Source organism: Chryseobacterium sp. UNC8MFCol, from assembly GCF_000482305.1.
Classification (GTDB): domain Bacteria; phylum Bacteroidota; class Bacteroidia; order Flavobacteriales; family Weeksellaceae; genus Chryseobacterium; species Chryseobacterium indologenes.
This window is the reverse complement of sequence record NZ_KI535293.1, coordinates 275,933-290,552: the sequence shown is the minus strand read 5'-3', so window position 1 is coordinate 290,552 and position 14,620 is coordinate 275,933. Positions and strand designations below refer to the sequence as shown.

Below are 14,620 nucleotides of genomic sequence, written 5' to 3'. Positions count from 1 at the left end.
TCTTCTTAAAAATTGATTTTCACATTAAACGAAATATTCCTTGTAGTTGGCAGAGGCCCAGATTGATACCCCTGAATATTTCCTGCCGACAGACCTGCTTCAGGATCTGAATAAGGAAGATTTTTATGAATAATCCATAAATTATTCCCTATTAAACTCATTGACATCCCCTGTATGAACTTGGAATTGAAAATGTTTTTATTGAATCTATACGTTATTGCCACTTCTCTAAGCTTAACGAAACTTGCATCATAAATGTACGCAGCTCCAGGAAGATCGGTTTGTAAATTCTGACTGGATACCGACTTATCTAATCTGATCGTATTTGGAATATAGTGACCAGGATTATTAGGATCAGCCATTACTCCCGGTTGGATAACACCTCCCAATGGAGTACTCACATACCCTGAGTTAGGATTTCCTGGTGTATTGTAAACAGAATTTCTTATCGGATTACCCAAATCATTTAAACCTACTGAATCAGGATAAAGACCAGTACCATAACCGTAAGATTGGTCTAAGGAATATACTTTCCCGCCTTGTCTCCAGTCGATCAGGAAACTTAGTGAAAGATTTTTATAATTTATCGTGTTATTTAAACCTGCACTCCATCTTGCCTGGAAACTTCCCTGATCATAAACGGCTTTATCTGTCACTAAATATGCCCCATTTGGACCAACAATCTTCTGACCATTTGAATCATAAACAAAATCAGAGGTCCAGATTGTACCATAATCACCATTCAAAGGTGCATTAACACTGGCACCTCCCTGAAGCCTACCAATTGAAATATTTTCAATACCAGGACTTAATGCAGTAACTTTAGTCCATGGATTAGACCAGTTTAAATTAAGATCCCATGAGAAGTTTGTTGTTTTAATAGGAGTTACATTCACTGCAACCTCAAATCCTTTTGTGGTAAGTTCTCCGGCATTTTGAGTCTTAGCACTAGCTCCTGTACCATAGGATACCGGCAGAGCCAGAATCTGATCATATGCCTTATTCTGGAACCATGAAATATCAAAACCAAAACGATTATTGAATAATTTTGTTTCAATACCTACTTCTATATTTTTTAGCCCCTGAGACTTAAGATCAAAGTTTCTAAGGGTTGCATTATAAGCATATACAGGAACATCGCCATAAGAGGCCTGTGCAAAATAACGATTCAGCAACTGATCTGCTCTGGTATCTGATCCCACCTGAGAATATCCGGCACGAACTTTACCAAAATTCAGCCAGTTAGCTTTAACCAAATTAGAGAAAACGATACTTCCCGACACCGACGGATACCAATACACAGCATTAGTATCAGGTAAAGCCGTAGATTGATCTCTTCTGATAGTACCTTCAAGGTAGTAAGTATTAGCATACCCTAATGACACCTGAGCAAAAACGCCATATACATATTTTGATATATCAGAAATCAAAGGTCTTACAGGATTTGATTTTGAATTTGAAATGGTATAAATTCCAGGAGTATACAATCCTCCAGATGTTGATTGCTGATTTGAAAAAGCTTTCTGTACGTTAACATTTCCTCCTAATAAAGCACTAACATTAAAATCCTCAGTTATATTCTTCTTATAAGTTGCGATAAGGTCATAGTTCGTTTCATTGAATTTATAATTACTTAAAGCATATCCTGATGGCTGAACGACTGTATTCAATCCAAAAAGATTTCCTACGTAAGAACCAACAGCTTTTCTTTCTTCAGTCATCATGGTATACCCGTCTGTACCCATTCTGAATAATAGATTAAAGTCTTTACTCACGTCATAGTTTAAACTGAAATTCCCTGCAAACCTGTCTCTGGAGTCATTCTGATAGTTTTCATATCTCTGGAAATATGGGTTATCCCAGAATCCCGGAGACAAATCATCAGTTGCATTTATATTCCAGGTATAGTTCTTTTTGTAGGTTCTATATAGGTATTGTAAATCTTTAATATCAACGTTTGTTGCCCACCATTGTCTGAAATTAGTCATAATGTTATCATTATAACCTGTACTGTTTCTACCCTTGGTTTTTTGAGTTACATAGTTAGCATAGAAGTTTGCCGTCAATTTATCCGTCAGCTTATAAGAAGCGCTTCCGCTAAAGTTATTTTTCATCAACTCGCTATTAGGCATGATATCGGACGCATTGGTATTTGAATAGCTTAAACGATATGTCGCTTTCTCATCACCGCCACTCAAAGCTATATTATTAACATAAGTTGCACCAACGTCAAAAAACTTGATCGGTCCATTTTTCGCCATTTGCCAAGGAGTTCTTTGTCCTTCCGTAGGTGATCCCGGAGTAAAAGCTCCATACTGCCAAACCAAAGATCCATCATAAGGAGATCCATAAGATGCATCATTTCCAAATTCAACAATCGGACTACCATCTAAAGTTCCGGCAAAACTTCTCCCTCTGTACCCTTGGCCATACTGAGTCTGATATTTAGGGAAAGTTGATCTATCCACAGTTGACATTGTGATAGAACTTGAGAATTCAAGCCCAATCCCTTCTTTATTTCTCTTTCCTTTTTTTGTCGTAATTAGAATAACCCCATTTTGAGCCCTGGATCCGTAAAGTGCAGTTGCAGCAGCACCTTTCAGAACGTTAACAGTTTCTATATCATTCGGGTTAATATCAGAAATAGCACTACCGTAATCATAACCACCACCACCAGTATTCTGGGATGTTGTATTGATATTGTTATTTAGAATAGGAATCCCATCTACCACGAACAAGGCTTGATTGTCTCCCAAAAGAGATTTAAAACCCCTCATTACCACATTGACAGACCCACCAAAGTTCGTACTCTGTTTAATTTCCAGACCGGCTACTTTACCGGAAAGGTTATTCAAAAAGTTTGTTGTTGGATTTTTATTAACTGCGTCCCCTTTTACTTCCTGGGTAGCATAACCGAGAGATCTTTTCTCTCTTTTGATTCCGAGTGCAGTCACTACAACTCCCTCGATTTCTTTCGTCTTCACGGTATCATTCTTTTTTTCTTGGGCATTTGCAATTGCCACAGAAGAAGTCAACATCAACACTAGAAGACTGGTTGTTAGTTTCTTCATATCAAATTAATTTTGTATTCGTACAAATTTGTAAAACTTTATTAAAATCACAAAGCAATTTCTTAAAAAAATATTAATATTTTAACAATAACAACAAAAAAGGTTAAAAATAATACTAATTTTTGTTAAAATCAATAATTTTAACAAAAACAATAAAAATTAATCGATATAATAGTTACAAAACATTAATAATATCAATCATATGTCTAAATTCAATTAAAATAAGCCACAAATGAATGATTAACAACAACTTAACCCAATTACAGTTAACAGAAAATGCCAAATAACAACTTATACAATGCTATGCATATGTTTTATTTTCATCACCAAAAGGAGAAAAAAAAGACCAGAGAAGGCAGAAAAATCAGGAAGCAGTTATAAAAGATCAGTAAAGAAACAAAGGATACTTCAAAATAATCAACACATCAGAATATATGTTATCATTAAAATAACTTATTTATTCAAAATACATTAAAAGACTAAAATAGTACAAGAACAAAAATCTCCCCCATAATACAATTCATTACCAACTGCCACAGACGTCTAATGCAGTTTATTACAAGTTAAAATCCTCAACAAATCAATTTGTTTTTATAATTTTACATCTCTTATTTTCAAAGACAGGCATGGAATTATTACAAAAGTGGACAGACATCTATATTGAAGCAGGATGTGATGAGGTTGGCAGAGGCTGCTTAAGTGGACCGGTGGTAGCTGCTGCTGTTATTTTAGATGATAATTTTAAACAAAACCTGGTGAATGATTCAAAAAAGCTAACATTCAAAACAAGAATGGAGCTGGATACTTATATTAAGGATAATGTGAAAAATTATGCTATTGCAGAACTTCCGCCATCATTTATAGATGAACATAATATTCTGAATGCCAGCATTCATGCTATGCATAGGGCATTGGATCAACTCACGATCACTCCCGAGCTTATTTTAGTAGATGGCAACAAATTTCATCCTTACAATTATATACCACATCAATGTATTATCAAAGGGGATTCAAAAGTATTATCCATTGCAGCAGCTTCTATTCTGGCCAAAAACTACAGAGACAGACTCATGATTGAGCTGCACGAAGAATTTCCCGATTACGGCTGGGATACGAACTTTGGATATGCCACTAAAAAGCATCAGGAAGCCCTTATAAAACACGGTCCTACAAAACACCACCGACAATCATTCCGATTGAAATACGATTAATTATAATAGTTACAGGGCTAAACTAAAGCCTGATAAACAAAAAAAGAGAAGCAATCGTATTGCTTCTCTTTTTTATATGGTATACTAATCAAATAGATTATTTCTTTTTATTTCTGATCTGCTCCTGAGCTTTTTGTTGTTCCTGAGCCTTCTCCATCATTTCTCTCATTCTTTTCTGGAATTTACCTTCCGCTTTCGGTTTTTCTTTGTTAGCCTGAATCTGAGCGTGAATTTTCTTTTCATCTAAAATCCAGTATTTAATAACAAGGATAATTAAAATGTTAATCGCATTGGATACAAAATAATACCATGAAAGACCTGAAGCCGACGTGTTAAGGAAGAACAGGAATGTAATCGGGAAAATATACATTAGCACCTTCATATTTGGCATCCCTTCCTGTTGTGGCTGTTGCATATTTCCTGACGTCATTACCGTATAGATTAAAATAACCACTGTACATGCCAAAGCAAAAATACTCAAGTGATCTCCCAGGAAAGGAATTTTAAATGGTAATTTGATTAAATCATCATATGCTGTTAAATCTTTGGCAAACCAGAATCCTTGCCCTCTTAGATCAATGAAATTCGGGAAGAAACGGAACAGTGCATAGAATATCGGGATCTGAACCAGGGCCGGTAAACATCCTGCCATCTGATTGACCCCGGCTTTACGATACACCTCCATCGTAGCCTGTTGTTTCTTCATAGGATCAGCATCTTTAAACTTGGCGTTTACCTCATCGATTTCCGGACGAATGACTTTCATCATTGCACTAAGCTTATGCTGCTTGTACATAATCGGTGATAAAATCAACTTAACGATAATCGTCAGCAAGAAAATTGCCCAACCTGCAGTTAATCCCCAAGATGCAATAAAGTTGTACATTGGAATAAAGAAACCACGGTTCATCCAACCAATGAAAGACCATCCCAATGGAAGTATTTCATCAAAATTCTTATCATATGACTTCAGCAAAGGTAAATCAAGTGGCATAAAATACCATGTGAAATCCTGATTCAATTCACTTCCTGTCATCTGAACGAAACCTTCATAATTCAGTTTTTTCAGAAACTCTCCTTCTTCCACAGACTCCTGATTTCCTTTACTTTGAGTAAATCCGTTCTTAGCTTCAATAACAGAAGTAAAGAATTGTTGCTTCACTCCAATCCAGTTAAGCGTTTCTTTTTCTTCATTCATTGTTGTTCTTCCATCATAATCATAATCTTTATAATTATTGAAAGCGTACGCGAATTCTGAGTGAGATTGTTCCTGAGCTCTACCTTTTTCAAGATTTCTTACGTTATAATCCCAGATAAAATCTGCTTTATTGTCAGAAGTTATTTTAGAAAGCCCCTGAGTTCTAACTTTAAAATCAAGTGTATATTTCGGAAGAAGTGTATAAATAAACTGAATAACAGCTCCATTGTAATCAGCAGTTAATGTTACAGCGTTTCCGTTTACTGTTGGTGAAAAAACTAAATCTTTAGTATTAATGACTTTACCTGTTTTGTCCTTAAACTGAAAACCATAGTTTGAATTGTTTTTATTGATCAGATAAAGAGGCTGATCTGCATGATCTGTTTTATGGTTGTATGCTTTATACTTTACAAGTTCTACTCTTGAAACCTGTCCTCCTAAGCTTGAAAACTCTAATTTCAATTCATTATTTCCCAGACTTGCAGTCTGAATAGCATTCGGAGTTACATTTGGATTGATATTGGTTGCCTGAGTTGGTTTTACGGCAGTTTTCGCCTGTTCAGTTTTCTGCTGCTGAGCTTTCAACTGTTCTTCCTTCGCCTGTTTGTTCTGGAAATAGAACATAAAACCAAAGAGAACCAGACATAAAACCGCAAAACTTATCATTTGCTTCTTATCGATTCCGTTGTTTTGTTGCATTTTATTTTATATTAAAATTTTAAACTTACAATGTACATACGAGCGTACGTAATTTGAGCTGACAAAAATACTGTTTTTTTATCAAATCTTTATACTATAATATGTTAGTATATAATAAACTCAAGCTGAGAATAATCAGCTTGAGTTTATATGTAGACGTTTATGATAAAAATTTACCTTATTTCTTTTCGCAAGCCTTAATGAAAGCTCTGAATAGAGGATGTGGGGTAGCCACTGTACTTTTATATTCAGGGTGATACTGTACACCAACATAGAATGGATGATCCGGCATCTCAAGAGCCTCTACCAAACCTGTTTCCGGATTTGTACCGGTAGCAAGGAAACCATTCTTTTCAAATTCCTGAAGATATTCACTGTTAAATTCATAACGGTGACGGTGTCTTTCAGAGATATTTTTGCTTCCGTAGATATCAGAAAGTTTGGAACCGTTTTTCAAAGCACACTTCCATGCTCCAAGGCGCATTGTTCCGCCTTTATCTACCACATTTTTCTGTTCTTCCATTAATGAGATCACAGGATCCGGAGTAGCAGTATCGAATTCCATTGAATTGGCTTTTGTATGTCCCAGAACATTTCTCGCAAATTCAATCGTCATAATCTGCATTCCCAGACAAATTCCCAACATTGGAATCTTGTTTTCTCTTGCATATTTTGCAGTAAGAACTTTTCCTTCAATTCCTCGGTCTCCAAAACCTGGTGCTACAAGGATACCGTTCACTCCTTTCAGGGTGTCTTTAATATTTTCTTCTGTGATATCACCACTGTAAACCCATCTTACTTTGACTTCAGTTTCAAGGTCTGCTCCTGCATGTTTGAAAGCTTCAGCAATAGAAATATATGAATCCTGAAGAGAAACATATTTTCCTACCAATGCAATTTCAACCGTTTTCTTAGGGTTCTGGAATTTCTTAAGGAAGTTTTTCCAGTCTTTAAGATCAGCCGTTTTATCACTTTTAAGATCAAGTTCCTTTAAAACTACGTCATCAAAATTTTGCTTCTGAAGATACATTGGTACTTCATAGATCGTTTCAAGGTCTTTACATTCGATAACGTTTTCCAAAGCTACGTTACAGAATTGGGCTAATTTCGCTCTCTGATCTTTTGGAATTTTATGTTCTGTTCTGCACACTAAAACATCCGCCATAATTCCACTTTCCATCAACTGACGTACGGAATGTTGAGATGGTTTTGTCTTTAATTCTCCACTTGAAGCCAGATAAGGCAATAACGTAAGATGAATTACCATAGAATTACTCTCGCCCAGCTCCCATTTCAACTGACGAACAGTTTCAATGTATGGTAAAGATTCAATGTCTCCAACTGTTCCACCGATCTCAGTAATAATGATATCGTAGTTTTGCTTTGAAAGGATTTTAATTCTACGTTTAATTTCGTTCGTAATATGAGGAATTACCTGAACTGTTTTTCCAAGGAAGTCTCCTTTTCTTTCTTTTTCAATTACAGTCTGGTAGATTTTTCCTGTAGTAACGTTGTTGTTTTGGGATGTAGGCGCATCCAGGTAGCGCTCGTAGTGACCTAAATCCAGATCTGTCTCCGCACCATCTTCAGTCACATAACACTCTCCGTGTTCATAAGGATTCAATGTTCCCGGGTCGATATTGATATAAGGATCAAGTTTTTGGATCGTTACGTTAAAACCGCGTGATTTTAGCAATAGTCCCAGAGAAGCAGACACGATTCCTTTTCCCAAAGATGAAGTTACACCTCCTGTCACAAAGATGTACTTTGTATTCTTTTTACTCATTAGATTAGGTTTGTGCAAAGTTAGGGGAAAAAGAAATACAAAGCAATTTTTTAGATTTTGAAAATGAGAAAACAGGCTTCAAACAACCATAAAATCTAACTTTTTTTATTTGATTTTATTTTTTTTAAAACTATTCCGTTTTGAGCTTATACGAAAAAAGGGTTCTATTTACAGTAACCCTTTTAAAAGTATGATAAGTATCAACCTATTTTTTTACCAGCTCAAGATATACACTCACCTCTGCATCTTTGGCAATACCTGTCTCTTTTGAATCATAGTTGATGTTATAATCCAGACGGTCTATGGTAAATTTCGCCTGCAATCCCATTACTTCCTTTCCATCTTTATTTTTCGTTATTCCGCCAAATATCACCGGAATATTCACTTCTTTGGTAATATCCTTAATGGTTAATTTTCCATGAAAAACATAAGCTCCGTTTTTATCTTTTGTGGTGGAAGTTCCTTCAAATGTCATTTCAGGATATTTACCTGCTGCAAAAAAATCATCGCTTCTCAGGTGGCTGTCTCTCATTTCTATACCGGTATTGATGCTTTCAGGAGCTATAGAAATACTCAAGGAGGCATTGTCTAAAGTCGTTCCCTTTGCTGTGAGTTTTCCGTTAAACTTATCGAATCTTCCCTGAACGAAACTGATTCCCATATGTTTAATATTGAAATTAAAAGAAGAATGCATCGGGTCTATTTGCCAGTTATTTTGTGCAAAAGCCATCACACCGAATAAGACAAACATAAAGGATAAAAAGATTTTTTTCATTGTAATTATATTTTACATTAAAATTTTATTTGAATAAAACGAAGATATGAAAGATATTCCTAGCACGAACCTATGTATATTGTTAATATTATATCAAGTTAAATTTCGAAAGAAAAATGCTTTTTTATAACTTCGCGGTATGGCAAAACTGAAAACAGCATATTTCTGTCAAAACTGCGGAAGTCAATATTCCCAATGGATGGGACAATGCAAAAACTGTGGACAATGGAATACTTTAGTAGAAGAAATTGTTGAAAAACCGTCTCATAAAACTCCTCCCTTTTCAAAATCCAAGCAACATGTTATTAATATTGTTGAAGTGGAAACCAGTGAGGAACCGAGAATAAAAACACCTTCTGAAGAACTGAACCGTGTTTTGGGTGGAGGAATTGTTCTGGGGTCGGTAACCTTAATTGGAGGGGAACCCGGAATAGGAAAATCTACACTTCTGCTTCAGCTTGCCTTAAAGATGAAGAAAAAAATCTTTTATGTCTCCGGGGAAGAAAGTGCCTCACAGATTAAAATGAGGGCAGACAGACTTACGGACATCCAAAATCCCAATTGTTTTCTTTTTACCGAAACCTCCCTTGAAAAAATACTTCACGAAGCCAAAAAACTGGAACCTGATTTCATAATCATCGACTCTATTCAGACGCTTCAGTCTCAACTGATCGAAAGCTCTCCGGGAACGGTTTCACAAATCCGCGAATGTTCCAATGAAATCATTAAATATGCCAAGGAAAACAGCACTCCCGTGTTTCTGGTAGGTCACATTACAAAAGATGGCCAAATTGCAGGCCCGAAAGTACTGGAACACATGGTTGATGTTGTCCTGAATTTTGACGGAGACAGAAATCACCTTTTCAGGCTTTTGAGAGCCAATAAAAACCGTTTCGGTTCCACTTCTGAAATCGGGATCTATGAAATGATTTCCCAGGGATTGAAAGAAATCAAAAACCCTTCGGAAATCCTGATTACGAAAAAACTTGAGGAATTATCCGGAAACTCGGTTGCTGTTACCCTCGAAGGAAACCGACCTATGCTTCTGGAAATTCAGGCTTTGGTAAGTACAGCGGTTTACGGTACACCACAAAGAAGCTGCACAGGATTTGATTCTAAAAGGCTCAATATGCTTCTTGCTGTTTTGGAAAAACGTGCCGGATTTCAACTTGGTGCAAAAGACGTTTTCTTAAACATTACCGGAGGAATCAAAACAGACGACCCGGCACTGGATCTTGCCGTTATTGCTTCAGTTTTATCATCCAATGAAGATATTGCAATTTCCGAACACTACTGCTTTGCAGGAGAAATAGGATTAAGCGGGGAAATCCGCCCGGTCGCACAAATTGAGCAACGAATTACTGAAGCTGAAAAACTGGGATACGAAAAAATATTTGTATCCAACCTTAATAAAATACCTAAAAGAAAATTTGGAATCAAGATTGAAGAAGTGAGTAAGATTGAGGATTTCCATGAAAGACTTTTTTAATTGAAAATTAATAATTGAAAATTGAAAGTGAAAAGTTGAAAGTTGCAAAATCGTAATTGGTATTTATCAAAAGTATCTTTTATCTTTTATCTTTTATCTTTTATCTTTTATCTTTTATCTTTTATCTTTTATCTTTTATCTTTTATCTTTTATCTTTTATCTTTTATTCTTTTAAATTCCTACCTTTAAAGTATGAATTACCTGGCTCATTCTTTTCTTACATATACCGACGGGCAGATTGTGGGACAATTTCTCGAGGATTTTATTCGTAACAAAGATCGTTTTACCTTTCCGAAAGATATTCAGGATGGGATAACCCTGCACCGAGCCATTGATACTTATACCGATTCCCATCCGGCAATTCATGAGGCCAAAAAAGTTTTTGCTCCTTTGGTAAGATTATATGCAGGGGCATTTGTGGATGTCTCCATGGATTATTTTGTGGCCAATGACCTTTCTTTGCATTCTCTTGCCGAATGGAAAGCCCACTCTTTAAGGGTTTACAGGGTGTTGAATGCGCATGAAAAATGGCTACCTGAAAATTTTAAAAGAATGCTGGCCAAAATGGAACAGGACGATTGGTTGTATCATTACAGGGAAGACTGGGGCATCAAATTCAGCATTAAGAATGTGTTGAATAAAGCCAAGTATCTGGATAAAGACATTCCTGTTTTTGAAGCCTTTCTGGAACATAAAAATGATCTTCAAAAATGTTATCATGATTTCTTTCCCGATTTGATGGACCACGTAAAGGGAATCAATGCATTGCTACAGGATTAATTATAACTGATGATACATATACCGATTGGGATACGAAAGCTTTTCACTCTTTCTCTGCCCGTTTACAATAATATGAACAATATTAATCTGATCATCAAAAAGATTATATAAAAAACTGACTGCTGTTTCTATTTTTTTGGGATTGCTGACAGGTTCTGACTCCATGAATACATTGACAGACTCCTGGTCTTCCTCATAGCCCAGATAATTAATTTTTAAAAACTTATTATCGGCTTTAAGCTTAAAGTACTCCTGACAATATTTCTGTAAGGCATCATTGAGTTTCATTTTATATTTTTCATCATTAAAATGAAAAGCTCCACCATATTTCTTTCCAAGTCCATTCTCAAGATCGTCTAAAAAAAATCTGCCGGTCACTTCAAACGTTTTCGACTTTGAATTGTAATTAATTTCTACAGAACCCACATGATAAGGATGCTTCACTGTGGTAAAAGACAATAAAAAGAAGGCTGGAATCAGAAACAGCCAAAAATTCTTCATAAACCTGAACATAGAAATAAAATTTGTCCGAAATTAATCATTATTTTCGTACGCATTATACTTTTATACCATGATGCAGGATTTTCTTTTTTATTTACACCTCGGTTGGGAACACATTATTTCATTAGATGCTCTGGATCACCAGTTATTTGTACTGGCATTGATTGCTGTTTATTCTTACAGTGATTGGAAAAAAATTCTGATTCTCATCACCGCATTTACCATTGGCCATTCGATTACCCTGGCTTTAAGTATTCTTGATGTTTTCAGGCTACCTTCCGATTGGGTTGAGTTTTTGATTCCCATGACAATTGTTTTGACCTCCCTGGATAATATCATTATGAAAAATCAAAAACAGACACTGATGCGTGCCAATTATTATCTGGCACTTATTTTTGGACTGATCCACGGGATGGGTTTTGCCAATACGGCAAGAGTGATGATCGCTAAGAGCCAGAGCATTGCCATTCCTTTACTGGGATTCAATATTGGGCTGGAATTGGGACAAATTGTTATTGTACTGGCAATACTGATTGTCCTGTTTATTCTGATGAAAATTTTTAAGGTTAATAAAAAGGACTGGGTACTGTTTGTATCTTCAGGGGCCTTTGCTTTATCTCTAAAAATGGCATTAGAAAGAATTCCTTTCTAAAATTGAAATATTATGATTATTTCAGGCACTTATTACTATCTTTGACAATTATTAAATCATTTCGGTTATGAAACTAAAAGTTTGTATACTTTCACTTTCTGTATTTGCTTATACAGGTTTCACCGCACAAAATATTCAGAACAATCCCGGCAGTAACCACGGAAACAAGTTTGAACAGCTGGGAAGCATTCTTCCGACACCTAATATTTACAGAACGGCTTCAGGAGCTCCGGGACATGGCTATTGGCAAAACAGGGCAGATTATACTATTACCGCCTTCCTTGATGAAGATAAAAGGAATCTGAAAGGTTCTGAAACAATTACCTACTACAACAATTCACCCGACGAATTGGACTACATCTGGCTTCAACTTGATGAAAATGAACATTCCAGTATAAAGAATGCCGGATATGAGACATCGTCTGTCCTTCGTCCTTCTGTAAGTGATCAGCAGCTTAAAATGACTGAACTTCCTGTAAAAGATAACGGCTATGGTGTGAATCTTGAAAAAGTAACGGATGCTTCCGGTAATGCTTTAAAGTATACCGTGAATAAAACCATGATGCGTATTGATCTTCCTAAAGTCCTTAAAAAAGGAGAAAAATTCATCTTTAAAGTAGACTGGAATTACAATCTCTCCAACAGGATTAAAATGGGAGGTCGTGGCGGCTACGAAAATTTTGCGGAAGACGGCAATGATCTGTACACCATGGCTCAATGGTATCCGAGAATGTGTGTTTACAGTGATTTTCAGGGCTGGCAGAATCATCAGTTTACCGGAAGAGGAGAATTTGCCCTGGTATTCGGTGACTTTAAAGTTTCTATCAATGTACCTGCCGATCATATTGTAGGGGGTACCGGTGAATGTAAAAATTATGATCAGGTATTGACTTCTGATCAGCTTTCAAGATACAGAAAAGCAGAAAACGCTTCTGAACCTATAGAAATAGTAACGTTAGATGAGGCTAAAAAAGCGGAGAAAAACCACTCAAAACAAAGAAAAACCTGGAATTTTGAAGCCAATAATGTAAGAGATTTTGCATGGACTTCTTCAAGGAAATTTGTTTGGGACGGAATGCGTGTAACGATTCCTGAAAACAACAACAAAGTAATGGCGATGAGCTTTTATCCAAAGGAATCTTATGGTCTGTACCGAAAGTTCTCCACAAAAGCAGTAGCTCACACGATTAAAACATATTCAGAATTCACGATCCCGTATCCATATCCTGTAGCCCAATCTGTGGAGGCAGCCAATGGAATGGAGTATCCGATGATCTGCTTCAACTTCGGAAGAACAGAAAAGGACGGAACTTATTCTGAAGGAACCAAAAACGGTATGATCGGTGTAATCATCCATGAGGTAGGTCATAACTTTTTCCCGATGATCATAAATTCAGATGAAAGACAATGGGCATGGATGGATGAGGGACTGAATACATTCACAGAATATCTTACCGAAGAAAAATGGGATAATAAATTCCCTTCTAAAAGAGGACCTGCCTGGACGATTGTCGACTATATGAAACTTCCGAAAGATCAACTGGAGCCGATCATGAGTAACTCTGAAAATATTGTTCAGTATGGCCCGAATGCCTATTCAAAGCCAGCAACCGGATTAAATATTCTTCGTGAAACCATTATGGGAAGAGAGCTTTTTGATAAAGCATTTAAAACATACGCTAAAAGATGGGCTTTTAAGCATCCTGAACCCGCAGATCTTTTCCGTACCATGGAAGATGCCAGTGGTGAAGACCTTGACTGGTTCTGGAGAGGTTGGTTCTACGGTACTGATCCTGTAGATATAGCCATTGATAAAGTAACGATAGCCACTCCTAACCTGGAAGCCGATCCGAAAGCTGCAGCTGAAATAAAATATCAGGTGGAAAGACCGTTGGCAAGCAGTTTTGATGATATTTCAAAAATCAGAAACAGAGAAGACAAGAATATCACTTTCTATGCAGACAAGGATAAAGATGTTCAGGATTTCTACTACCGATATGACAGAGGGCAGGAAAAAGTGGATAACAACAAAGAATATTCTATCAGGACAGAGGCAAGTCTTCCCCTGGATACAAAGGATAAAGATAAATGGAAAAATCTCACTGCTTACCAGATCGACTTTGTCAATAAAGGCGGACTTGTAATGCCGATCATCCTTGAATTTACTTTTGAAGACGGCACAAAATTATACGACAAATCATCTGCGCAGATCTGGAGGTTAAATGAGCAAAAGGTTTCCAAAACCTATTATTTTGGTAAAAAACTGGCATCCATTCAGCTTGATCCTATGAGAGAAACTGCAGATATTGATACTGCCAACAACTTTTGGAGCAATGCAGGAGGAAATGCAGAAGTTTCAAAATTCCAGCTATTCAAGCAAAAGCAGGACGGAGGTTCTGTGAGAGGCGGCTCCACAGGAAAAGTAAATCCGATGCAGGCGGCAGGCAAAAGCTAAGAT

General features: G+C 36.5%; 10 protein-coding genes. 5 read left to right on the top strand and 5 right to left on the bottom strand.

Going from position 1 to position 14,620, the window contains the following annotated elements:
* Positions 1-5 precede the first annotated feature (5 nt).
* Positions 6-3,071, bottom strand: a complete 3,066-nt coding sequence (locus M030_RS0123285) for a SusC/RagA family TonB-linked outer membrane protein (RefSeq protein WP_027375608.1) — start codon at positions 3,069-3,071, stop codon at positions 6-8.
* Between the two features lie 626 nt (positions 3,072-3,697).
* On the opposite strand from M030_RS0123285, the gene M030_RS0123280 reads away from it, so the two are divergent.
* A complete protein-coding gene (locus M030_RS0123280) occupies positions 3,698-4,282 on the top strand; it encodes a ribonuclease HII (protein WP_027375607.1) in 585 nt (194 codons plus the stop codon).
* 97 nt (positions 4,283-4,379) lie between these two features.
* Here the strand turns inward: M030_RS0123280 and yidC are convergent, their stop codons facing one another.
* The 3 genes from yidC to M030_RS0123265 form a co-directional block, all read right to left on the bottom strand.
* Positions 4,380-6,179, bottom strand: coding sequence for a membrane protein insertase YidC (gene yidC, locus M030_RS0123275; protein WP_027375606.1), 1,800 nt, complete (start codon positions 6,177-6,179; stop codon positions 4,380-4,382).
* Between the two features lie 178 nt (positions 6,180-6,357).
* Positions 6,358-7,965 carry a CTP synthase gene (locus tag M030_RS0123270; RefSeq protein WP_027375605.1) on the bottom strand — a complete coding sequence of 536 codons (1,608 nt, stop codon included), beginning with the start codon at positions 7,963-7,965 and terminating at the stop codon, positions 6,358-6,360.
* 205 nt (positions 7,966-8,170) lie between these two features.
* Positions 8,171-8,740 carry a YceI family protein gene (locus M030_RS0123265; RefSeq protein ID WP_027375604.1) on the bottom strand — a complete coding sequence of 190 codons (570 nt, stop codon included), beginning with the start codon at positions 8,738-8,740 and terminating at the stop codon, positions 8,171-8,173.
* A 139-nt stretch (positions 8,741-8,879) separates the two neighbouring features.
* Between M030_RS0123265 and radA the strand changes: the two genes are divergently transcribed.
* Complete coding sequence (gene radA / locus M030_RS0123260) at positions 8,880-10,229, top strand: DNA repair protein RadA (protein WP_027375603.1); 1,350 nt, start codon at positions 8,880-8,882, stop codon at positions 10,227-10,229.
* A 192-nt stretch (positions 10,230-10,421) separates the two neighbouring features.
* Positions 10,422-11,009 (top strand): ACP phosphodiesterase, encoded by a 588-nt coding sequence (locus M030_RS0123255; RefSeq protein ID WP_027375602.1) that lies wholly within the window; start codon positions 10,422-10,424, stop codon positions 11,007-11,009.
* On the opposite strand, the gene M030_RS0123250 is transcribed toward M030_RS0123255, so the two are convergent.
* Positions 11,010-11,510, bottom strand: coding sequence for a DUF6702 family protein (locus M030_RS0123250; protein WP_027375601.1), 501 nt, complete (start codon positions 11,508-11,510; stop codon positions 11,010-11,012).
* Positions 11,511-11,583: 73 nt separating this feature from the next.
* On the opposite strand from M030_RS0123250, the gene M030_RS0123245 reads away from it, so the two are divergent.
* Positions 11,584-12,162 (top strand): HupE/UreJ family protein, encoded by a 579-nt coding sequence (locus M030_RS0123245; RefSeq protein WP_027375600.1) that lies wholly within the window; start codon positions 11,584-11,586, stop codon positions 12,160-12,162.
* 67 nt (positions 12,163-12,229) lie between these two features.
* Positions 12,230-14,617: a M1 family metallopeptidase gene (locus tag M030_RS0123240; protein WP_027375599.1), complete on the top strand. Its 2,388-nt coding sequence runs from the start codon at positions 12,230-12,232 to the stop codon at positions 14,615-14,617.
* The last annotated feature ends 3 nt before the right edge of the window (positions 14,618-14,620 follow it).